This is a genomic window from Arthrobacter sp. 01T419, assembly GCF_056398865.1.
The window spans coordinates 43,514-65,146 of record NZ_JBFTQF010000004.1 but is presented as its reverse complement, the minus strand read 5'-3'; the positions used below and the strand labels follow the sequence as shown (position 1 = coordinate 65,146).

The window sequence follows — 21,633 nt, the reverse complement described above, 5'->3', positions numbered from 1 at the left end:
TAGCGCATTATGACCCAAACCGCCCTTCCCGGACTTGTCACCCCGCCCAAACTTCCGCAGGGAACACTCCGGATTGTGCCCCTTGGCGGGCTGGGGGAGATCGGCCGCAACATGGCCGTTTTTGAAATCAACGGCAAGCTGCTGGTGGTCGACTGCGGTGTGCTCTTCCCCGAAGAGACACAGCCGGGTGTTGACTTGATCCTGCCCGATTTCTCGTACGTCGAGGACAGGCTCGACGACGTCGTTGCCATCGTCCTGACGCACGGCCACGAAGACCACATCGGCGCTGTGCCGTACCTCCTGCGCCTGCGCCCGGACCTGCCGCTGGTCGGTTCCCAGCTGACGCTTGCCCTCGTTGAGGCCAAGCTCCAGGAACACCGGATCAAGCCCTACACGCTCACTGTCACCGAAGGACAGGTGGAGCAGTTCGGTCCCTTCGAATGTGAATTTGTTGCGGTCAATCACTCGATTCCGGACGCCTTGGCTGTCTTCATCCGAACCGCCGGCGGCAACGTGCTGCACACGGGCGACTTCAAGATGGACCAGCTGCCCTTGGATGGCCGCATTACGGACCTGCGCCACTTCGGCCGTTTGGGCGAAGAAGGAGTGGACCTGTTCATGGCCGACTCCACCAACGCGGATGTGCCCGGCTTCACCACGGCCGAGAAGGAAATCGGTCCTACCCTGGACCGATTGTTCGGCCAGGCGAAGAAGCGCATCATCGTTGCGTCCTTCTCCTCGCACGTGCACCGTGTCCAGCAGGTTCTCGACGCCGCCGCCAAGCACGGCCGCAACGTCGCCTTTGTGGGCCGATCGATGGTGCGCAACATGGCCATCGCGGCGAAGCTCGGCTACCTTGACGTCCCGCCGGGAATCCTCGTGGACATCAAGAACATCGACAACCTGCCGGACCACCGCGTCGTCCTGATGTCCACGGGCTCCCAAGGCGAACCCATGGCAGCGCTGTCCCGCATGGCCAATGGCGACCACCGTGTTGTGGTCGGCCAGGGCGATACCGTTATTCTGGCCTCGAGCCTCATCCCGGGTAACGAGAATGCCGTTTACCGGATCATCAACGGGCTGCTCAAACTCGGCGCCGACGTCGTCCACAAGGGCAACGCCAAGGTGCACGTCTCAGGCCACGCGGCCGCGGGCGAACTGCTCTACTGCTACAACATCCTCAAACCGCTGAACGCAATGCCCGTGCACGGCGAAACCCGGCACCTCATCGCCAACGGCAAACTTGCGGAGGAGTCCGGCGTCCCCGCGGACCGCGTGATCCTCAGCGACAACGGCACGGTGATCGACCTCAGGGACCACAAGGCCAATGTGGTGGGCCAAGTGGAAGTGGGCTTCGTCTACGTGGACGGCTCCAGCGTTGGCGAGATTACCGACGCCGACCTCAAGGACCGCAGGATCCTCGGCGACGAGGGCTTCATCTCCGTCATCACCGTGATCAACCGCACCACCGGCAAGATCGTCTCGGGACCGGAGATCCACGCCCGGGGCGTAGCCGAGGACGATTCCGTGTTCGACGAGATCATTCCCAAGATCAACGCGGCCCTCGAAGACGCAGTGCTCCACCACGCAGATCACACCAACCACCAGCTCCAGCAAGTGGTCCGTCGTGTGATCGGCACGTGGGTCAACCGCAAGCTTCGCAGGCGGCCCATGATCATCCCCCTGGTTTTGGAGGCGTAGCTTCTGGAGGCATAGCCAGCACGGACGCCTCGGAGCCAGTCTCCGAGCGGCCCGGTTCTCGCGAACCGGGCCGCCGGTGTTTTCGGCCCAGGTCTCGGTGACATCGGGCCCGCTGATTGTTCAACAGGGGCAACATGGTTCCTCCGCGCCCCTGAAATCCGCGGGATTCCGCACGGACTGGGGTAGCGTGGCCGATATGGCGACTCGTACTACCTCCGCGCCTAGAGGCAGCTCCAATAGCAAATCCGGCGGCTCGGGCAGCGGCCGGACCCCGGCTAAGTCCGGCAGGAGCAGCACAGCGGCGGCCCGCGGCAAGCAGGCGGCCGTCGTCGAACCCCAACAGCCCTGGATCCTGCGTGCGCTTGCCGGTGCCTGGTTGGGAATCGGCCACGTGGTGGGCGCAGGCATCCGCCGGATCGGCCACGACGTCAGTGACCTAGATCCTGCGGACCGCCGGGACGGCGCGGCGCTTTTCAACCTGGCGCTCGGTGTCTTCATCGCAACCTTCGCCTGGTGGGGCCTCAAAGGCTGGTTCCCGGACGTCGTCTATGGCATCGTGAACGGGACCTTCGGCTGGGTGTCCCTGCTTCTGCCGCTCATGCTTTTCGTCTGCGCATTCCGGCTCTTCCGGCAGCCGTGGGACAGCCGTGGCAACAACCGGGTGGGCATCGGTTTCCTGATCATGACATTCGCCGGCACTGGTTTGGCCCACATCGTCGGGGGCCAGCCGACTGTCGCCGATGGCTTCGACGGTCTCCGGCGAGCCGGGGGAATGCTCGGCTTCCTCGCGGCGTCGCCCCTTGCCGCCATCCACGCCGCAGTACCCGTCATCGTCTACGGCGCCTTGGCGTTCGTCTCCCTCCTGATTGTCACAGCCACCCCTTTTGGCGCTATTCCTCGACGTATCCGCGGCGCCTACGAGCACCTCATGGGCGTCGACTTGGTGGATGCCGATCGGCAACACGGCGATTCGCACGACCGCAGCTACCTCTACGAAAACGCGGCGGCCGTTGAGCCGAAGAAGAAACGCCGCAAACGCTTCTTCGGCAAGGATCGTGACGACGACACCGGGCTTGAAGGCTATGTCGGCGATGAGGCGTTCGAGCACGCAATCGTCGACGACGACGCCACTCCCGCTCAGGGCGCGCCTTCCGTGCCGCCCGGGGTCCGCCGTCCGACGCAGGCCGAAATCGCCGTCGAGAAGATCAAGGCCGCACAGGGACTTGGAAGCCCGAAGGCAGGTGCGGAAAACGCCACCGAAGCGATCCCCATGGTCGCGCCAGCCGCCGTCGTTCCCCCTGTCATTGTGCCTTCGGCACCCGTCGGCCCGCCGCCGCCCCCGACGCCGATTCCGCAACGCACCGAACAACTTTCGCTCGCGGGCGACGTCACCTACACGCTGCCTTCGTCGGACAACCTGACTCCCGGTTCCATCCCGAAGGAACGCACGGAAGCGAACGACGCCGTCGTGGCCGCCCTGACGGACACCATGCAGCAGTTCAACGTGGACGCCACCGTTACCGGTTTCAGCCGTGGCCCTACCGTGACCCGCTATGAGATCGAACTTGCTCCTGGCACCAAGGTGGAGCGCGTCACGGCCTTGTCCAAGAACATCTCCTACGCTGTGGCATCGAGCGATGTCCGCATCCTCAGCCCTATCCCCGGCAAGTCGGCCATCGGCATCGAAATCCCCAATACGGACCGCGAGACTGTGTCCCTCGGCGATGTCCTGCGCAGCCAAAACGCCCGGCGGACAGACCACCCCATGGTGATGGGGGTCGGCAAGGACGTCGAGGGCGGTTACGTCGTCGCGAACCTCGCGAAGATGCCGCACTTGCTCGTAGCAGGCGCCACGGGTGCCGGTAAATCGTCCTTCGTGAACTCCATGATTACGTCCATCCTGATGCGCGCTACACCGGACGAGGTCCGCATGGTCATGGTGGACCCGAAGCGTGTGGAACTCACCGCCTACGAGGGCGTTCCGCACTTGATCACGCCGATCATCACCAACCCCAAGAAGGCTGCCGAGGCGCTTCAATGGGTGGTCCGCGAAATGGACGCCCGCTACGACGACCTTGCCAACTACGGCTTCAAGCACATCGATGACTTCAACAAAGCCGTCCGGGCAGGGAAGGTGGTTCCGCCGGTTGACTCCAAGCGCGTCATCAAGCCCTACCCTTACTTGCTCGTGATCGTGGACGAGCTCGCCGACCTGATGATGGTGGCCCCGCGCGACGTCGAAGACTCGATTGTCCGTATCACCCAGCTTGCCCGCGCCGCCGGCATCCACTTGGTTCTGGCCACTCAGCGTCCTTCGGTGGACGTTGTGACGGGCTTGATCAAGGCCAACGTTCCTTCCCGTATGGCATTCGCCACGTCCTCTGTCACCGACTCCCGCGTGGTCCTGGACCAGCCCGGCGCCGAGAAGCTCATTGGCCAAGGTGACGCGCTCTTCCTTCCCATGGGCGCGTCCAAAGCCATGCGTGTGCAGGGCGCCTGGGTCACCGAATCCGAAATCCACCGGGTAGTGGAGCACGTCAAGGGCCAACTCAAGGCGGTCTATCGGGACGACGTCGCGCCTGAGGCGCAGAAGAAGCAGATCGACGACGACATCGGAGACGATCTCGAGGTCCTGCTGCAGGCCACGGAACTCGTGGTCACCACGCAGTTCGGCTCCACGTCGATGCTGCAGCGCAAGCTCCGCGTCGGCTTCGCCAAGGCGGGCCGCCTCATGGACCTGCTGGAATCGCGAGGGGTCGTAGGCCCGTCCGAAGGTTCCAAGGCCCGCGACGTCCTGGTCAAGCCGGACGACCTTGCTCCCGTGCTGGCCGCCATGAAGGGCCAGGAGGCTCCCGCCAGCCCCGATGCGCACACGGCCGCCCTGAGCGACAACGCGAACGCGAACATCGCCGTCGGAGGCTATGCGGAGGATCTGGTCGCCGCCGATCTCGAAAACCGCAAGCAGGCCACGGATTACTACGACGGGGCGGAAAACTCCGATGACGAGGACGACGGCGGCGAAGACGCCTGGTCACTGACCGGACGGTAGCCTAGAGGGGTGACTACATCCGAGGGCAGCAAAGCCGGTTCCAACAGCTCCGACATCTGGAACCTGCCTAACATCCTGACGATGCTTCGAATTGTCCTGGTCCCGTTCTTCGTATGGTTTCTCCTCGCGGACAACAGCCAGCACGGCATCTGGCGCTGGGCCGCCGTGGTCGCCTTCGCCGTGGCCATCTATACGGACAAGCTCGACGGCGACATCGCCCGGAGCCGCAACCTTGTCACCAACTTCGGCAAGATCGCCGACCCCATCGCGGACAAGCTTCTCATTGGATCGGCGCTGGTCCTTCTGTCGGCGCTGGGCGAGTTGCCTTGGTGGATCACCATCCTCATCCTCGTGCGCGAATGGGGGATCACTGCCCTGCGGTTCTTTGTGATCCGCTATGGCGTCATGCCGGCTTCGCGTGGCGGCAAGCTTAAGACCGTCATCCAGACCGTCGCCATCTTCCTTTACATCCTGCCGTTGAACTCCTTTGCGCCATGGCTCGTCAGCGTCGCCTTCTGGGTCATGATCGTCGCCCTCGCCATCACGGTATGGACCGGCGTCGAATACGTCATCGAGGCCGTCAAGCTCCGCGCCGCAGGCAGGCGGGCGGCATGAGCCGGACCGCTGGCGAGGTGGCCGCGACCGCCGTCGCGCTCGCCATCGAGCGGGGCATCACCGTGGCTACCGCGGAATCCCTGACGGCCGGCCTCGTCGCTGCGACCCTCGCTGATACTCCAGGGGCGTCAGGCATGCTCCAAGGAGGGGTGGTCGCCTATCAGAATTCGGTCAAGGCCGGAGTTCTGGGGGTGTCGGCGGAACTGCTTTCGGCGGTCGGATCTGTCGACGCCGACGTGGCGGCGGCGATGGCCGACGGCGCCAGGCGCGCGTGCGGGGCCGACGTCGGGGTGTCCACTACGGGGGTTGCGGGCCCTTTGACGCACGACGGGAAGCCAGTGGGTACCGTTTTCATCGGAATCGCCACGTCGAGCGGATCTACGGCGCATGCATACTCCTTTCACGGGGACCGGCCAGCCATCCGGGCGCAGGCGCAGGTGGCCGCACTCGAACGCTTGCTCGAGTGCCTTGTCGCTACCGACCTACCACACGTAAAGTAGCCGGGAACAAAAACAGCGGCCCAATAGTTGTTACATTGTGTCGCCTCGGAATGGCCGGGGCGCCTAGGATGTAGAAACAACCGGTGCACCTGCGCGGTGAACCGGACTCACGAGGGAGCAAGGCGATACAGATGGTAAAGCAGCCCGTATCCGTAAACGGCGTTGTCCGCTGGAAGGATGTGGGCTTGGCCGAGAAGGCACCGAGCGAACAGAAGGAGCGCAAAATGGTTGTACTGCGTCACGAAATCGGTGATGTTCTGCGCGATGTCCGCCAGCGTCAGGGCCGTACGCTCCGCGAAGTCTCGCACAGCGCCCGCGTCTCCCTTGGCTACCTGAGCGAAGTTGAGCGTGGTCAGAAGGAAGCATCCTCAGAGCTGCTTTCCTCGATCTGCTCAGCCTTGGACGTTCCGTTGTCAGGCATGCTCCGTGAGGTCAGTGACCGGGTCGCCGTCGCCGAAGGCGTTGCCGTTCCGGACACCGTCCCGCAGGAATTCGCCCAGCGCTATGGCCGCGATCTCGACCGTGAGCTCAGCGCCGAACTGAATGACGACTTCACCCAGGGCATGCTCTCCGGAGCCCGCTAGACGAACCGTGTGCCCCGGTAGGCTGCTACCGGAGCGTGCGACGTGCTGCGCGTCCGCGCAAGGGTCGCGCAGGCCGGAACGTGATGTCCCGTGTGTCTGTGACCTAGCCGGATACGTGAAGCAAAGAAGGAGGCCTCCAACTGGAGGCCTCCTTCTTTTGTCTTCGTTGCTCGGTGGTCAGTCCTTGCCGATTCCTTCGCCGTAGGCCGCGTTGAGTCGCTCGATGTAGTCCGCGAGCGTCTGGATTTCCTCCAGTGGCCACTCACCCAGGCGTTCCCGGAAGACCTGCCGGCGTGCGTCCTGGACCTGGTGCATCTTTTCCTCGCCCTTAGGAGTAAGTCGAATCGACTGCGCACGCCCGTCCTGGGGATCGGCTTCCTTGTAGACCATGCCGATGCTCTCAAGGAACGCGATCTGGCGGCTCACGGACGGCTTCCCGACGCCGATGCACGAGGCGAGTTCCGTCAGGCGAATGGGGCCTTCCTTCCGGATGATCGAGAGCAGCCCGTAAGCGGCCGGTTCCATGTCGGGGTGGACCTGGCGGGATAGCTGGTGTGACAGCGATCGTGCGCGTCGCCAGAACATGCTCAGCTGGTGTTCCACCTGCTGGAGGGCGGCGTCGACGTTGTCGCCTGCCTCTACCATTTCTGGTGCGTCGTCGGGAGTGTTGCTCATGACAACCATTCTAGAGTCCGGTCCCGTGAGAGACTCTATTGGTGCGGATCAGTGACTTCTGGCGGCTGATGGACGATGAATTCGGGGCTGGCTACTCCCGGGTCCTCAGCGGCTCCCTTGTATTGGCCGGCGTTGGCGGCCGTACGGCAAACGACGCTTTGGCTGCGGGCTACAGCCCCCGCGACGTCTGGCTTGCCTTGTGCGACGTCCAGGACGTTCCGCCGGAGCGACGGCTCGGCAGGGACGTCAAGCCTGCCGACAGGGGTTCCGCGACGTTTTAGGATCCGGTTGCTCTGGGGACACGCCTACCAATTGTTCGAATATCTGTTCGGATGAGGCTATGCTCCTTTCAGAGGAAAATTGACCCTAACGGACCGGTTTCCGCATCATTCGAACCTGTGGTTTTCCACATAGACGAAGTCGCACGCAATATTGTCGGCGGCCCGTACTAGCGTCGGATGAGACAGGAAAGCGGCCGTTCAGGCCAGTCCACAGCGAGAAAGCATCAGAGGTGTGAACCATGGCGGCAAATCAGGATCGTGAGAAGGCGCTCGAGGCAGCGCTTGCCCAGATTGACAAGCAGTTCGGCAAGGGCTCGGTCATGCGTCTGGGTGACGAAGTCCGGGCGCCTATCGAGGTCATTCCGACCGGCTCCATAGCCTTGGACGTCGCTCTTGGCATTGGCGGACTGCCTCGTGGCCGTGTCGTCGAAATTTACGGTCCGGAATCTTCGGGTAAGACTACCGTCGCGCTGCATGCCGTGGCCAACGCCCAGCGTCAGGGCGGCATTGCCGCCTTCATCGACGCAGAGCACGCCCTTGATCCCGAATACGCGGCGAAACTAGGCGTCGACACCGACGCCCTTCTGGTTTCACAGCCGGACACCGGTGAGCAGGCGCTTGAGATCATGGACATGCTGATCGGCTCCGGCTCCTTGGACGTCATCGTGATCGACTCCGTCGCCGCGCTGGTTCCCCGTGCTGAAATCGAAGGCGAAATGGGCGATTCCCACGTCGGCCTCCAGGCCCGTCTCATGAGCCAGGCCCTGCGTAAGATCACTGGCCGGCTGAGCCAGACCAAGACGACCGCCATCTTCATCAACCAGCTCCGTGAAAAGATCGGCGTCTTCTTCGGTTCCCCGGAAACCACTACCGGTGGTAAGGCGCTGAAGTTCTATGCCTCCATCCGCATCGACGTCCGCCGCATCCAGACGCTGAAGGAAGGTGCGGATTCGGTAGGCAACCGTACCAAGGCCAAGATCGTCAAGAACAAGATGGCTCCGCCCTTCAAAATTGCCGAATTCGACATCATCTACGGCCAGGGCATTTCCCGTGAGGGTGGCATTATCGACATGGGCGTCGAGCACGGCATCATCAAGAAGTCCGGTTCGTGGTTCACCTATGACGGCGACCAGCTGGGGCAAGGTATGGAGAACTCCCGCCGCTTCCTGCGGGACAACCCGGAGTTGGCCGCGGACCTCGAGCGGCTCATCAAGGAAAAGCTTGGTGTCGGAGTAATCAAGCCTGCCGAAGCCGAGAAATCTCCGAAGCTGAAGGCCGTTGACGGCTAAGCGCCGAGGGCATTCACTGTCCTCAGGTTCGACACTGTCCTCTGGGCCGACGCAGTCCTCAGGTTCGAGACGGTCGTGGGGTCCATCCGCGGATTCGGCTGTGGCAGTGGATGCCGACGCCAATCCGGAGGCGGTGGCCAGAGCCATTGTCCTCCGCCAACTGACTAACTCGCCGAAGAGCAGGCTTCAGCTGGCGCGCAAACTGGCTGAGCGGAACGTGCCAGAAACCGTGGCCGAAGCCGTGTTGGACCGTTTCGAGGAAGTCCGGCTCATTGATGATGCCGAGTTTGCCGAGATGTGGGTCCGCAGCCGCGCCCAGTCGAGGAAACTTGCCAGGGGTGCGTTGCGCCGCGAATTGGCGGACAAGGGGATCGACGCCGAAACGGCTGAGGGTGCCTTGGCGCAACTGAGCGATGAGGATGAGCGGAACGCGGCCAGGGATCTGGTTGCGCGCCGGTTGAGGGCCGGCGTCGACCTTTCGGACAGGGCCGAACGCGACAAGCAGACGCGTCGGCTTGCGTCGATGCTCGCCCGCAAGGGCTACCAACCATCGGCTGCATTCCGGATCGTTGGCGAGGTCCTGGACGAAGCCTTGGCGGGGGAGCCGGGGTCCCGGAATGCTCGGGAAAACAGCACGCCGGAGACGGAGCACATCGCTTAGGCAGGGAGTTTCGCAAACTGAGAGCTGCCTGTGAGTATCGTCCCCGGCGGTGACGTCGGGTATGAGCATTGATCGCCTTCGGCTAAGGTTCTGGACTAGTGTTCCGATTCGGAAGCAGGTCAGATCCAATGAAAGCGTTCTCGTGGCGGCTTTCGGCAGTCGTTGTGCCTTTGCTTGTCGCGTCGTTGCTCCAAGCAGTCCCGGCCTCGGCCGACGACGCTCCGCCGTCGGGTTATCCCAGTTGGGCGGAGGTACAACAAGCCCAGGGAAATGAAGCGGCCGCGAGTGCCGAAGTGGCCCGCATCAACCAATTGCTCGTGGGACTGCAGCAGAAGTCAGGTGAACTGGGTGCGGCTGCCATCAAAGCGGGAGCTGAGTACGCCAAAGCGCACGACGCTTTGGTGCATCAGCAAGGCGTGACCCAGAAACTGGCCGAGGCGTCCCAGCAGGCCAGGGCGAAGGCGGATTCCCTAAAGAAGGCCACGTCCTCACTAGTGGTCAGGGCGTACGAGTCCGGCGGTTTCGATCCGGGCCCATGGACCCTCGCGAATGCCGCCATTCAACCTGATAATCTCCAGAGTTACGCCTTGCTGAACCGGGTGCTGGATCGTACGGCGAAACTGCACGCTGATGCGCTCAGTGCGGCCCAGGCATCTGCGGCCGCAACTGCCCAGGAGCAAGCTGCCCGCGATGTCTTGGCCCAGTTGGACAGTGACGCCGCGGCGAAGGCGCAGGCCGCAGAGTCTGCCAGACGCGCCGTCGAAGATAGCGTCGCCGCCACGGAGGGTCAGCGAAAGACCATGGTCGCCCAGCTTGCGTCATTGACTTCCACTTCTGCCGCTGTTGCTCAGAAATATCAAGAGGGCCAGGTGGCGCTTGCCGCCTACCAGGCTGCCCAAGAGGCCAAGCGTGAGGCGGCCCAGCGCGCCGCGGAAGCCGCAGCGGCGGCCAACCAGCAGGCCCAGCAGCCCGTGAGCAGCGGAGGCGGTGGCGGATTTGCGGGCGGCGGGGGAAGCGTCGTCAACGATCCGGCAGGGGCGCGGCAATATGCTTCTTCGCGACTTGGTGCCTATGGCTGGGGCCAGGATCAGATGCAGTGCCTGTCCCTGCTGTGGACGCAGGAATCGAGCTGGATGACAGACGCCACCAATCCGAGCAGTGGGGCCTACGGTATCGCGCAGGCACTGCCGCCGGACAAGTACTATTCCGCGGGCAGCGACTGGCTCAGCAACTACCGGACCCAGATCGATTGGGGCCTCGGCTATATCCGCGACCGTTACGGTTCCCCCTGCAACGCGTGGCAGCACGAGATGGGCTTCAACTGGTACTAGTCCGAGGGGCTACCCTAGATTGGTGAGTTCCCCTTCCGCAGCACCAGCACCAGCCCCCGTTCAGCAGCCCTCTCCGGCCCCGGTCAGCGACCCCGCACCCGCCCCTGGGGCGCAGCGCACCTACCAAGTCCGTACCTTCGGTTGCCAGATGAATGTCCATGACTCTGAGCGCATGGCAGGACTCCTGGAGGATGCAGGATACGTGCCCTTCGACGGAGGCGTCGCCGACGTCGTGGTTTTCAATACCTGCGCAGTCCGCGAGAACGCTGACAACAAGCTCTACGGCAACCTCGGGGAACTCAAGCAGGTCAAGGCGGCCCATCCGGGCATGCAGATCGCGGTGGGCGGATGCTTGGCGCAGAAGGACCGCGAAACCATTGTGCGCAAGGCTCCCTGGGTGGATGCCGTGTTCGGTACGCACAACGTGGGCGCGCTCCCGGCATTGTTGGACCGTGCCCGCCACAACAACGAGGCCCAGCTGGAGATCTTGGAATCGCTGGACGTCTTCCCGTCTACCCTTCCCACCAAGCGCGACTCTGTGTACTCGGGTTGGGTTTCCATCTCCGTGGGCTGCAACAACACCTGCACGTTTTGCATCGTGCCGTCCCTGCGCGGCAAGGAGAAGGACCGCCGCCCCGGCGAGATCCTGGCCGAAATTCAGGCGTTGGTGGACGACGGTGCCGTCGAGGTCACCCTGCTGGGCCAGAATGTGAACTCCTACGGTGTGGAATTCGGCGATCGTCTGGCCTTTTCCAAGTTGCTCCGCGCGTGCGGTGACATCGAGGGCCTCGAGCGCGTGCGCTTTACGAGCCCGCACCCGGCTGCCTTCACCGACGACGTCATCGACGCGATGGCTGAGACCCCCAATGTCATGCCGCAGCTGCACATGCCTCTCCAATCCGGCTCGGACAAAGTGCTCAAGGAGATGCGCCGCTCCTACCGGTCTACCAAGTTCCTGGGCATCCTGGACAAGGTACGTGACAAGATTCCTCACGCAGCAATCACCACCGACATCATCGTGGGCTTCCCCGGCGAGACGGAAGAGGACTTCCAGGCCACGCTCGACGTCGTCGAGAAGTCACGCTTCGCCTCAGCCTTCACCTTCCAGTACTCCAAGCGCCCAGGCACCCCGGCTGCGGACCTTCCTGACCAGCTACCCAAGGCCGTTGTCCAAGAGCGCTACGAGCGCCTGACGGCCCTTCAGGACCGCATCGCGGCCGAGGAGAATGCGAAACAGCTCGGACGCCGGGTTGAACTCCTCGTCACCGCCCAGTCAGGACGCAAGGCCGAGGAAACGCATCGCTTGTCCGGTCGCTCCCAGGACCAGCGGCTGGTCCACTTCTCCGTGCCCGAAGGCGCAGAGACCCCACGGCCTGGCGACTTCGTCACCGTGACCATCACGGAGGCAGCGGCCTTCCACCTCGTTTCGGACCCGGCCACGACGGCGGACTACAGCTTGAGGCGCTCCCGTGCCGGCGACGCCTGGGACCGCTCCCTTGCTGACTCCTGTGGCGCTCCGTCCCTGAGTGCCGCCGGTGCCACAGGCCAGAAGGGTGTCTCTCTCGGCATGCCGTCGCTCCCCGTGCGACGCGGCTAGCCCGGCATGACAGGAGTACCGGCTGGCTCAACTGATCCGAATCCGCCCGTGATCGCGGTCGTCGGACCAACCGGGTCCGGCAAGTCCGATCTTGGCGTCGCTCTCGCCCTAGAGCTTGACGGCGAGGTGATCAACGCCGATGCCATGCAGTTTTACCGGGGCATGGACATCGGCACGACCAAGATCAGCATCGCTGAACGCAGGGGAGTGCCCCACCATCTCCTGGACACCATGGACGTCACCCAAGAAGCCAGCGTCTCCGATTTCCAGGCCGAATGCCGGTCCGCTATCCGCGATATTCATCGCCGAGGCAAGCGGGCCATCCTGGTGGGCGGCTCCGGACTCTACGTTCGGGCGGCGCTGGATGTCCTGGAATTCCCGGGCACGGATCCTGACGTCAGGCAACGGCTGGAGCTAGAGCACGAAACATCCGGCCTCCTCGTGCTGCAGGAACGATTGCAGCGTGTCGACCCCATTTCGGCGGGCAGGCTCGGCGACGCGCGCCGCGTCATCCGGGCGCTGGAAGTCTTCGAGCTGACCGGACGTCCGTTCAGTTCCTTCATGCCGCAGCGCGAGTACTTTCAGCCGGCCGTACAGATAGGGCTCGACGTCGATCGCGACGTACTGCGCGATCGGCTCGCCGAGCGCGTCCATAGGATGGTCGACGCGGGACTTCTCGATGAGGTCGCGCGGCTGGACGCCGCCGGGCTGCGGCGAGGCAAGACGGCCTCGCGTGCCCTTGGCTACGCGCAATTCCTCAAGGTTCTCGACGGCGAATCGGACACGGCCACGGCGGCCGAGGAAACCATCGTGGCCACTCGCCAATTCGCTCGCCGCCAGCTTACCTGGTTCCGCGCCGACCCCCGGATCCGCTGGCTTGACTGGCACGACCCCGAATTGGTGGCCACGGCCGCAGAAATCTGCGCAAGTCAGGCGTCGGCGATTTAGGCGCAACCCGCGGTACAGGTAGCCTTGATCCATGGACGAAACCCTTGCATTTGCCGCCCCGCAGCCTGCCGCTGCCGTCGGTGCCGTACCCGCTTCCGGTCTCCACGGCCTGGCCTTCTCCAAGGGGCACGGTACGGGCAACGATTTCGTCCTCATCGCGGACCCCGAGGACGCGCACCAAATCTCTTCGGATCAAGTTGCAGCGCTTTGTGACCGCCACTTGGGCATAGGTGGGGACGGGCTCATCCGCGCCGTCCCCTCGCGGTTCCTCCCCGAAGGCCGCCAGCTCCTCGAAGCGGACTCCGACGCCGAGTGGTTCATGGACTACCGGAACGGTGACGGTTCGCTGTCCGAAATGTGCGGCAACGGCGTCCGTGTGTTTGTCCATTTCCTCATCGAGCAGGGATTTGTCTCCCTCGACGCAGGAGAGTCCTTGACCATCGGAACCCGCGGCGGCATCAAGAAGATTGTCCGCACCTCAGACGGATATGCGGTGGACATGGGCCCATGGGAGTTCATTTTCCCCAAGGACGCCACCAGCAAGGCCATGGACTCCCTCGTCAGTGCCGACGGATTGGAGGTTGCCCGGCCGGCACTGTCGGTCAGCATGGGCAATCCGCACACGGTGGTGGCATTGGCCGAGCTTTCGGAGCTCACGTCCACGCAGCTCTTCAAGGCGCCCGTTGTAGATCCCAAACCAGTCAACGGCACCAACGTGGAATTCGTGGTTCCCGCGGAGCCTCTTGTGCACGACGGGACGGGCAACATCACCATGCGCGTTCATGAACGCGGCGTCGGGGAAACCCAGTCGTGCGGCACGGGTGCTTGCGCAGCGGCCGTCGCGATCCGCCACTGGGCCGGGGATGGCGCTCCGGACACGTGGCGCGTCAACGTTCCCGGCGGCGTCGTGGGTGTGCGGTTCTTCCCGGGCGCGGGCGGCCGGGAACATGTGGAGCTCAGCGGCCCTGCGGTGATTGTCGCTAGCGGGACGCTTTCCTGATTCGCAGGACGCGGAACGATTTCGACGTGCTTTCCCGGGAGACCGAGAAGGAACCGTCGAGAACGTCGGCAAGCCATCGCTGAAGCGAATCTGCGCCGAGGTTTTTCTGAACCACCAGCCACGCGTTTCCACCCGGGGCAAGCCGTGGCAGCCAGGTGAGCAGCAGTTCGTGGAGTCCATCTTTGCCGATGCGGATGGGCGGGTTGGACCAGATGGTGTCGAACATCACGTCGGGGTCGACGTCGTCGGGCAGGCTCGCGGTAACGTTCCCGAGGTCCAGCAGGGCGGCGTTTTCGTTGGTCAGGGTGATGCAACGCTCGTTGACGTCAACCGCGTGGACCCGCGCGTGCGGAGCCATGAGCCCCATGGTCAAGGCAATGGGTCCCCAACCACAGCCGATGTCCAGCAGGTTTCCCTGCGGGGCCGGTGGTGGAACTTCGGAGAGCAGGATTGCTGTTCCCTTGTCGATCCCGTCCGGGCTGAAGATGCCGCTCGACGTTTGAAGCCGGCGGGTCGCGCCGGCCAGTTCCACCGTGAGGGTTTTGCGGGTGAACGGCCCCGCGGGCTGTGCGCTGAAATAGTGAGCAGACTCCATAGCTTGCCAGATTAGTGGCCAGCAGCGGGCAAGGGAAACCGCGGACTGCTCCACACGAGCCCGACCCGCACTTGACAGCGTCTGATAGCGTGGTGCGCATGTTCTTGATCTTTGAGTAGTCGGCACCGCCCGCGACGCAGGCCTGCATCATTCGCAGCGCCATTCCGCCTTGGCATGTCCGTCCCAGACGTTGTTTATTGACGCCCGGACACTCAGCAGATCGTCTCCCTCTCGTCCTGTGTCTTGTGCACGCAATCCGCGTGCGCAGCCCCGGATGGGGATCTCCGACCGTCGGCAGAGCCTTGCCAGGCATCAGCCCTGCGCGAATTCCGCGCCACAAGACCCCAATCGGCACTATTCTGGATATGCCGAACCCCTAAAGGAGACCATGACCACGCAGAAGAACACCGGACCCGATTCCGCCGCCCAGGACCTGAGTCCTGAAGAAATCCAGGCTGTCATCGACCGGATTCTCTCCAAGGACGCACCTGCCGCAATGCAGGAAAGCGAAGAACCCAGGGGCGTGTTTGGCAAGGCCCAGGCGATTTCCCGTCTGGACGACGAACACAGCATCTACGACGGCGATCAAGAGGATCTGGCCGAGCGCCGGGCCCTGCGCCGTACCGCGGGCCTGTCCACGGAACTTGAAGATGTCACCGAAGTCGAATACCGGCAGCTGCGCCTTGAGCGCGTCGTGCTGGCCGGTCTTTGGACCGAGGGCACCCTGGCTGACGCTGAGAACTCCTTGAGGGAACTCGCCGCGCTGGCCGAGACAGCTGGCTCGGAAGTCCTGGATGGGATCGTCCAGCGACGCATGAAGCCGGACCCAGGCACCTTCCTCGGCTCTGGCAAAGCCCTGGAACTCAAGGACATTGTGCAGTCCACCGGCGCTGACACCGTGGTGGTCGACGCCGAATTGGCGCCGTCCCAGCGACGCGGCCTGGAGGACATCGTCAAGGTCAAGGTGGTGGACCGCACCACGTTGATCCTCGATATTTTCGCGCAGCATGCGAAGAGCCGTGAGGGCAAGGCCCAAGTTGAGCTGGCACAGCTGGAATACCTGTTGCCGCGCCTGCGCGGCTGGGGCGATTCCATGTCCCGCCAGGCCGGTGGCCAGGTGGGCGGCGCCGGAGCAGGTATGGGTTCCCGAGGTCCCGGCGAAACCAAGATCGAACTGGACCGTCGTCGGATCCGCACGCGGATGGCCAAGCTGCGGCGTGAAATCGCCGCAATGAAGCCAGCCCGCGAGACCAAGCGGGCCAACCGTCGTCGTCATGCCGTTCCTTCGGTCGCCATCGCCGGATACACGAACGCGGGGAAGTCCTCCCTGCTCAATCGCCTCACGGATGCCGGCGTCCTCGTGGAAAACGCGTTGTTCGCCACCCTGGATCCCACAGTCCGTAAGGCACAGACCCCGGACGGGATCGGCTACACGCTTTCGGACACCGTGGGCTTCGTGCGTTCGCTGCCCACCCAGCTCGTGGAGGCTTTCCGCTCCACGCTGGAAGAGGTAGCCGACGCCGATCTGATCCTCCATGTGGTGGACGTTTCGCACCCGGACCCGGAAGGCCAGATCGCGGCCGTCCGCACGGTCTTCAGCGAAGTGGATGCCCGGAAGATCCCGGAAATCATTGTGCTGAACAAGGCGGACGCCGCGGATCCGTTCGTCGTCGAGCGGCTCAAGCAGAAAGAGCCACGTCATGTGGTCGTGTCGACCCGCACGGGACAGGGCATTGCCGAGCTCCTTGGGGCCATCAGCACGGCCATTCCGCGCCCCGGCGTGCGCCTTGAGGTTCTGATTCCATACAACCGTGGGGAGCTCATCAACAAGCTGCACAACACCGATGCCGAAATCCTGAGCCTTGAGCATGAGGAAGAAGGCACCCGCGTGGTGGCCATGGTCCATGAGAACCTGGCCGCCGAGTTGGAGTCGTTCGTCAGCAATGGTTGAACCGGAGGCGGGGGAGCGCGGCGAAACCGTGGGGGAAAGGACCGCCCTCGAACTCCTGGACAAGGCCGTGGCAGGCATGGGCGGCCAAAATCGCGTTGGCCAGCACCAGATGGCCAAACACGTGGCGCGGGCGATCGAGACTGGTGAGCACCTTTTGGTGCAGGCAGGCACGGGCACCGGCAAGTCCCTCGCGTACTTGATTCCGTTGATCGCGCACGCGATGGAGAGCAACAAGCCGGCGCTCGTGTCCACGGCTACCCTCGCGCTCCAGACGCAGATCGTGGGCCGGGACCTGCCACGGCTCCTGGAAACCATCAATCCAGAGCTGGAGCGCCCGGTCAGCATCGCTTTGGTCAAGGGCCGGGCCAACTATGTGTGCCTGCAAAAGCTGGAAGGCGGTTTTCCCAGTGAGGAGCCTGCCGAGGGGCAGTTGTTCTCCCTCGGCGAGGACACCAGCGTGCCGCATCTCGCCGCGGCCATCGGCGGACCGGCCTCGCAGCTCGGAAAGGAAGTACTGAGGCTGCGGGAGTGGGCCGGGAAGACCGTGACGGGGGACCGCGACGAACTCATGCCGGGCGTGACGGACCGGGCCTGGCGCCAGGTATCCGTCACGTCCATGGAGTGCCTCGGCGCACAAAAGTGCCCGATGGCGGAAGCGTGCTTCAGCGAGCTCGCCCGCCACCGCGCCGCGGAATCCGACGTCGTAGTCACCAACCATGCGATGCTCGCCGTCAGCGCCTTCGAAGGCTTGGCGGTGCTGCCGGAGTACGACGTCGTGGTGGTGGACGAAGCCCACGAGCTCCAGGATCGCGTCACGGGCGCAGTGTCGGGGCAGCTGTCCGTGGCAATGATCCATGCTGCCGCCTCCAGCGCCCGCAAACACGCGGCTATCACCGTTGACGCATTGAACGCCGCAGCGGACCGGCTGGAGCTGGCAATTAACGGCGCGCCGTCCGGCCTCCTGCCCAATGGGCTCAACGACGAACAGCTTGATTGCGTGGACCAGCTCCGGGAAGCCTGCCGGGCAGCGCTTTCCGATTCGAAGGGGGATTCGTCCAACGCGGTGGACGGAGGGCGCCAACTTGCGCGCTCCCGGCTGACGTTGATCCTGGAACTGTGCGAACGGTTGCTCGCGGCCAGGGAAAACCAGGAAGTCGTATGGTTCTCCCGGAACAGCACTTTCGATCCCCAACAGGGCTACACAGCGCCGGACGAGGATTCGCCTGCGCTCATCAACATCGCTCCGCTCAGCGTGGCAGGACGTCTCCGGGACGGGCTCTTCGCCGGCCATACAGTGGTGCTGACCTCTGCCACTTTGGCTATTGGCTCCGCATTCGAGGCCACGGCCGGAGGGCTGGGACTGACTGGCCAAGGCGCTCCCAGCTGGACTGGCGTCGATGTCGGCTCGCCGTTCGACTACCCCAAGCAGGGCATGCTCTACGTCGCCCGGCACCTGCCCAAGCCCGGGCGTGGCACTTCGCCTGAGGCACTTGACGAGCTTGAAGAGCTCATCAAGGCATCTCATGGCGGGGCTTTGTGCCTCTTTTCTTCACGACGGGCAGCGGAGGACGCCGCGGACGCGATGCGGTCACGCTTGGACGTCGAGATCCTGTGCCAGGGTGAATCGACCATGGCCGCATTGGTCAGGCAGTTCGCCGAGGAGGAAGACACGTGCCTGTTCGGCACCATGTCCCTCTGGCAGGGCGTTGATGTTCCCGGCGGTTCGTGCCGCCTGGTGGTGATTGATCGGATCCCGTTCCCGCGACCGGACGATCCCCTCATGACAGCACGGTCCCGCGCCGTGGCGCAGGCCGGCGGCAACGGTTTCATGGCAGTTTCCGCGACACATGCGGCCATCCGGCTCGCCCAGGGAGCCGGACGCCTCATCCGTTCAACCGGTGACAAAGGCGTCGTGGCAGTACTGGATTCAAGGCTTTCGACGGAGCGCTACGGCAACTTCCTGCGGGCCGCGCTGCCGCCCTTTTGGGCCACCACCGACCGTTCAGTGGTCCGCGGTGCCCTCGAACGGCTCTACGCAGATTCAGCAAAGGCTTAGAGCGAGCGCAGGGGACTTTCGCCTCAAGCGAGCCCGTCCTAAAACGGCCGCGTTCTGAAGTGAGCCCGTCCTGAAGTGAGCCCGTCCTAAAGTGAGCGCAGGACCGAGACGACCTTGCCCATGATGGTGGCATGGTCGCCCAGAATGGGTTCGTACTGCGTGTTCTGGGGGAGCAACCATGTATGGCCGTCGCGCTGACGGAAGGTCTTGACGGTGGCCTCGTCGTCGAGGAGAGCTGCCACGATGTCGCCGTTGAGTGCGTCGTTTTGGCGCCGCACTACCACCCAGTCGCCGTCGCAAATGGCGGCGTCAATCATGGAATCACCGGTGACCTTCAGCATGAAGAGCTCGCCGTGGCCTACCAACTGACGGGGCAGTGGCAAGACGTCCTCGACCGTCTGGTCCGCCAAGATGGGTCCACCAGCGGCGATGCGTCCAACGAGGGGCACCATGGCCGTGTCGCTGGCACTGGCAAGCTCGGTGACGGCCATGCCGCCGGCGCTACGGAGCTTCGCCGGCGCTTCAACCCCTGGTATGACGGTGCCGCCGTCCAAGGTCAATGGCATGAGGACTTCCATCGCCCGCGGGCGCTTGGGATCGCGACGGAGATAGCCGAGCTTTTCGAGCTGCGACAACTGGTGCGTGACGCTGGACAAGCTGGCCAGGCCAACGGTGTCCCCGATTTCGCGCATCGACGGCGGATAGCCGTGATCGTTGACGGAACGTTGGATGGTTTCCAGGATCTTCTTCTGGCGGACGGTCAGGCTCTTGGGAGCCTTCTGCGGCTGCTGGCTCCGCGGTGAGGCCGACCCGCTGCCAGTGGCTTTCGCTGCCATGTTCGCCAACGCCCTTCCGTTCCGCCCGGTCCACGCTGGAGGCGCTTGCCGGGACTGCTGGCCTGAAATGTCAGACCCTCCTGTTGCACTGATTCAGTGCTCGTTCCGTCACTCAAACGTAGGGCAGGCACAGGCGTTTATCAAACATTTGTTCTAGCGAGTCTCGACACCGTTCGTTGATAAGTGCTAAAAATGTCATAGCAAGGTTCGAATATGTGTTCTATAAAAGTGTTGCAGGGTCCGGGTGTTCGTTCGAATCGTTCGAAGACAACGACGAACAGCCGATCCGCAGACACTGACTGAAGGCAAGAATTGGCAGCCGCACTCCAGGGTTCCGGAACGCGGCAATTGTTCAGAAGGGCTCGGCTCATGTCCGCAATCACCACCATCAACGCCCCCGGCCGCAATGTGGCACCAGGCCGGCTTCGGCTGACTCGCCGGGGCCGCATTGTCTTTTTCGGCGTCCCCGCAATGCTCTTGGTTGCAGCGCTTCTCAGCCTGGCCGGGTTCCTGAACTCGCCCGCCAAGGCCGCGGATTCCGCGGCCCAACTGCAGCCCACCTCCACCACCAGCGTCACGGTGCAAACAGGCCAATCGCTGTGGGGGATTGCCGGGGTGGCTGCACCTTCCCGGGATCCGCGCGATGTCGTTGCCGAGATCATCCAGTTGAACAACCTCCAGGACGGCCGCATCGTACCGGGCCAGCAGTTGTTCGTTCCGGCCGTTTGAACACAGTTCCGTCCGTTTGATCACAATCTTGAGCGGACGCTTGGCCGTCACAGTTTCAGGGCATCAGCTGCCGCACCTTAAACTGTCATGGTGAGTGACCAGCTTGAGCGACTTGACCGACTTCCCCTCCGGACCAACCTCCGTGGCTTGAGCCCCTATGGCGCGCCGCAGCTTGATGTTCCGATTTTGCTCAACGTCAATGAAAACACCCATGGCGTACCGGCGGATGTCCAAGCGGCTATCACGGAAGCCGTTGCGGCGGCCGCCACGGGACTGAACCGCTACCCGGACCGAGAGTTCACCGAATTGCGTGAGGCCCTCGCCGAGTATCTAGGCCATGGAATGGCGGCCGAGAACATCTGGGCGGCCAACGGCTCCAACGAGGTTCTGCAGCAGATCCTCCAGGCTTTCGGTGGCCCGGGGCGCACCGCGCTTGGCTTCCCGCCCACGTACTCCATGTACCCCCTGCTTGCCAGCGGGACCGACACCGCATACATCGCCGGGGTCCGGGCCGAGGATTATGGCCTTGACGCGGCCTCGGCAGCCGCGCAGGTTCGTGAGCTCCAGCCGAACGTCGTGTTCTTGTGCTCTCCGAACAACCCCACCGGCACGGGACTTGGCCTTGACGTTGTCGAGGCTGTCTACGAGGCCGGAGAAGCAACCCAGGCGATTGTGATCGTGGACGAGGCCTACCACGAGTTCGCCCACGACAACACTCCAAGTGCGTTGACCCTGCTCCCTGGCCGTGAGCGTCTCATCGTTTCCCGCACCATGAGCAAAGCCTTCGCCCTCGCTGGTGCGCGCATCGGCTACATGGCGGCGGCCCCCGAGGTCGCCGACGCGATCCGTTTGGTCCGCCTCCCGTATCACCTCTCGGCCATCACCCAAGCGACCGCGCTGGCCGCACTGCGGCACCGCGAAGCCCTGATGGCGGATGTCGAGGACATCAAGATCCAACGGGACCGAATTGTCAACGAGCTGACCCGTATGGGGCTCAAGCCTGCCGCCTCGGATTCCAACTACGTGTTCTTCGGCGGACTCAAGAACCCGCATGCCCTGTGGCAAGGCCTGCTGGAACGCGGAGTCCTCATCCGTGATGTCGGCATACCGGGCCACCTCCGGGTCACGGCCGGTACCGAGCCGGAGACCACGGCCTTCCTTGAGGCGCTCGAAGCCTTGCTGGACGGCCAGGTCTCCGCACCGGCCTAGACTTGAACAAGTCCCACCACTCCTTC

The 21,633-nt window shown here is 63.8% G+C and carries 19 protein-coding genes; 16 read left to right on the top strand and 3 right to left on the bottom strand.

Annotation, left to right across the window (positions count from 1 at the left end):
• Positions 1-9 precede the first annotated feature (9 nt).
• The 5 genes from AC1DLO_RS08060 to AC1DLO_RS08040 all read left to right on the top strand — a co-directional run bounded on the left by AC1DLO_RS08060 (position 10) and on the right by AC1DLO_RS08040 (position 6,449).
• Entirely contained in the window at positions 10-1,701 is a 1,692-nt protein-coding gene (locus AC1DLO_RS08060) for a ribonuclease J (protein ID WP_476889130.1), read from the top strand.
• Between the two features lie 196 nt (positions 1,702-1,897).
• A complete protein-coding gene (locus AC1DLO_RS08055; RefSeq protein ID WP_476889129.1) occupies positions 1,898-4,750 on the top strand; it encodes an FtsK/SpoIIIE family DNA translocase in 2,853 nt (950 codons plus the stop codon).
• A 9-nt stretch (positions 4,751-4,759) separates the two neighbouring features.
• A complete protein-coding gene (gene pgsA / locus AC1DLO_RS08050; protein ID WP_476889128.1) occupies positions 4,760-5,365 on the top strand; it encodes a CDP-diacylglycerol--glycerol-3-phosphate 3-phosphatidyltransferase in 606 nt (201 codons plus the stop codon).
• The gene (locus tag AC1DLO_RS08045) at positions 5,362-5,865 is read left to right on the top strand and encodes a CinA family protein (protein WP_476889127.1); all 504 of its coding nucleotides are present in this window, start codon (positions 5,362-5,364) and stop codon (positions 5,863-5,865) included. Before pgsA ends, AC1DLO_RS08045 begins: the two co-directional genes overlap by 4 nt.
• A gap of 131 nt (positions 5,866-5,996) precedes the next feature.
• Complete coding sequence (locus tag AC1DLO_RS08040; protein WP_078105673.1) at positions 5,997-6,449, top strand: helix-turn-helix domain-containing protein; 453 nt, start codon at positions 5,997-5,999, stop codon at positions 6,447-6,449.
• 177 nt (positions 6,450-6,626) lie between these two features.
• On the opposite strand, the gene AC1DLO_RS08035 is transcribed toward AC1DLO_RS08040, so the two are convergent.
• Complete coding sequence (locus AC1DLO_RS08035) at positions 6,627-7,124, bottom strand: MarR family winged helix-turn-helix transcriptional regulator (RefSeq protein WP_184735788.1); 498 nt, start codon at positions 7,122-7,124, stop codon at positions 6,627-6,629.
• A gap of 41 nt (positions 7,125-7,165) precedes the next feature.
• Between AC1DLO_RS08035 and AC1DLO_RS08030 the strand changes: the two genes are divergently transcribed.
• The 7 genes from AC1DLO_RS08030 (at position 7,166) to dapF (ending at position 14,231) form a co-directional block, all read left to right on the top strand.
• On the top strand, positions 7,166-7,405 hold the full coding sequence (locus AC1DLO_RS08030; protein ID WP_184735786.1) for a DUF3046 domain-containing protein: 240 nt from the start codon (positions 7,166-7,168) through the stop codon (positions 7,403-7,405).
• A gap of 239 nt (positions 7,406-7,644) precedes the next feature.
• On the top strand, positions 7,645-8,694 hold the full coding sequence (gene recA / locus AC1DLO_RS08025; RefSeq protein ID WP_184735784.1) for a recombinase RecA: 1,050 nt from the start codon (positions 7,645-7,647) through the stop codon (positions 8,692-8,694).
• 133 nt (positions 8,695-8,827) lie between these two features.
• On the top strand, positions 8,828-9,355 hold the full coding sequence (locus tag AC1DLO_RS08020) for a regulatory protein RecX (RefSeq protein ID WP_476889283.1): 528 nt from the start codon (positions 8,828-8,830) through the stop codon (positions 9,353-9,355).
• 128 nt (positions 9,356-9,483) lie between these two features.
• Positions 9,484-10,686, top strand: coding sequence for an aggregation-promoting factor C-terminal-like domain-containing protein (locus tag AC1DLO_RS08015; protein WP_476889125.1), 1,203 nt, complete (start codon positions 9,484-9,486; stop codon positions 10,684-10,686).
• 22 nt (positions 10,687-10,708) lie between these two features.
• Positions 10,709-12,283 (top strand): tRNA (N6-isopentenyl adenosine(37)-C2)-methylthiotransferase MiaB, encoded by a 1,575-nt coding sequence (gene miaB / locus AC1DLO_RS08010; protein WP_476914452.1) that lies wholly within the window; start codon positions 10,709-10,711, stop codon positions 12,281-12,283.
• A gap of 6 nt (positions 12,284-12,289) precedes the next feature.
• Positions 12,290-13,231, top strand: coding sequence for a tRNA (adenosine(37)-N6)-dimethylallyltransferase MiaA (gene miaA / locus AC1DLO_RS08005; RefSeq protein ID WP_476914451.1), 942 nt, complete (start codon positions 12,290-12,292; stop codon positions 13,229-13,231).
• 31 nt (positions 13,232-13,262) lie between these two features.
• Positions 13,263-14,231 carry a diaminopimelate epimerase gene (gene dapF, locus AC1DLO_RS08000; RefSeq protein WP_476889122.1) on the top strand — a complete coding sequence of 323 codons (969 nt, stop codon included), beginning with the start codon at positions 13,263-13,265 and terminating at the stop codon, positions 14,229-14,231.
• Here the strand turns inward: dapF and AC1DLO_RS07995 are convergent.
• Entirely contained in the window at positions 14,212-14,826 is a 615-nt protein-coding gene (locus tag AC1DLO_RS07995) for a class I SAM-dependent methyltransferase (RefSeq protein ID WP_476889121.1), read from the bottom strand. The genes dapF and AC1DLO_RS07995 overlap by 20 nt on opposite strands.
• Positions 14,827-15,214: 388 nt before the next feature.
• Here AC1DLO_RS07995 and hflX point away from each other — a divergent pair, with 388 nt between their 5' ends.
• Together hflX and AC1DLO_RS07985 are read left to right on the top strand one after the other, a co-directional pair.
• On the top strand, positions 15,215-16,777 hold the full coding sequence (hflX, locus tag AC1DLO_RS07990; RefSeq protein WP_476889120.1) for a GTPase HflX: 1,563 nt from the start codon (positions 15,215-15,217) through the stop codon (positions 16,775-16,777).
• Positions 16,770-18,833 carry an ATP-dependent DNA helicase gene (locus AC1DLO_RS07985; protein ID WP_476889119.1) on the top strand — a complete coding sequence of 688 codons (2,064 nt, stop codon included), beginning with the start codon at positions 16,770-16,772 and terminating at the stop codon, positions 18,831-18,833. Before hflX ends, AC1DLO_RS07985 begins: the two co-directional genes overlap by 8 nt.
• A gap of 86 nt (positions 18,834-18,919) precedes the next feature.
• Here the strand turns inward: AC1DLO_RS07985 and lexA are convergent, their stop codons facing one another.
• The gene (gene lexA, locus AC1DLO_RS07980) at positions 18,920-19,669 is read right to left on the bottom strand and encodes a transcriptional repressor LexA (RefSeq protein ID WP_476889118.1); all 750 of its coding nucleotides are present in this window, start codon (positions 19,667-19,669) and stop codon (positions 18,920-18,922) included.
• A 369-nt stretch (positions 19,670-20,038) separates the two neighbouring features.
• Between lexA and AC1DLO_RS07975 the strand changes: the two genes are divergently transcribed.
• Both AC1DLO_RS07975 and AC1DLO_RS07970 read left to right on the top strand, forming a co-directional pair.
• Positions 20,039-20,398, top strand: coding sequence for a LysM peptidoglycan-binding domain-containing protein (locus tag AC1DLO_RS07975; protein ID WP_476889117.1), 360 nt, complete (start codon positions 20,039-20,041; stop codon positions 20,396-20,398).
• Positions 20,399-20,488: 90 nt separating this feature from the next.
• Positions 20,489-21,607, top strand: coding sequence for a histidinol-phosphate transaminase (locus AC1DLO_RS07970; RefSeq protein ID WP_476889116.1), 1,119 nt, complete (start codon positions 20,489-20,491; stop codon positions 21,605-21,607).
• Positions 21,608-21,633 lie beyond the last annotated feature (26 nt).

Coding starts and splice junctions, on each gene's coding strand:
- AC1DLO_RS08060 (WP_476889130.1), top strand. CDS start 10: ATGACCCAAACCGCCCTTCCCGGACTTGTCACCCCGCCCAAACTTCCG.
- AC1DLO_RS08055 (WP_476889129.1), top strand. CDS start 1,898: ATGGCGACTCGTACTACCTCCGCGCCTAGAGGCAGCTCCAATAGCAAA.
- AC1DLO_RS08045 (WP_476889127.1), top strand. CDS start 5,362: ATGAGCCGGACCGCTGGCGAGGTGGCCGCGACCGCCGTCGCGCTCGCC.
- AC1DLO_RS08040 (WP_078105673.1), top strand. CDS start 5,997: ATGGTAAAGCAGCCCGTATCCGTAAACGGCGTTGTCCGCTGGAAGGAT.
- AC1DLO_RS08035 (WP_184735788.1), bottom strand. CDS start 7,124: ATGAGCAACACTCCCGACGACGCACCAGAAATGGTAGAGGCAGGCGAC.
- recA (WP_184735784.1), top strand. CDS start 7,645: ATGGCGGCAAATCAGGATCGTGAGAAGGCGCTCGAGGCAGCGCTTGCC.
- AC1DLO_RS08015 (WP_476889125.1), top strand. CDS start 9,484: ATGAAAGCGTTCTCGTGGCGGCTTTCGGCAGTCGTTGTGCCTTTGCTT.
- miaA (WP_476914451.1), top strand. CDS start 12,290: ATGACAGGAGTACCGGCTGGCTCAACTGATCCGAATCCGCCCGTGATC.
- dapF (WP_476889122.1), top strand. CDS start 13,263: ATGGACGAAACCCTTGCATTTGCCGCCCCGCAGCCTGCCGCTGCCGTC.
- AC1DLO_RS07995 (WP_476889121.1), bottom strand. CDS start 14,826: ATGGAGTCTGCTCACTATTTCAGCGCACAGCCCGCGGGGCCGTTCACC.
- hflX (WP_476889120.1), top strand. CDS start 15,215: ATGACCACGCAGAAGAACACCGGACCCGATTCCGCCGCCCAGGACCTG.
- AC1DLO_RS07985 (WP_476889119.1), top strand. CDS start 16,770: ATGGTTGAACCGGAGGCGGGGGAGCGCGGCGAAACCGTGGGGGAAAGG.
- lexA (WP_476889118.1), bottom strand. CDS start 19,669: ATGGCAGCGAAAGCCACTGGCAGCGGGTCGGCCTCACCGCGGAGCCAG.
- AC1DLO_RS07975 (WP_476889117.1), top strand. CDS start 20,039: ATGTCCGCAATCACCACCATCAACGCCCCCGGCCGCAATGTGGCACCA.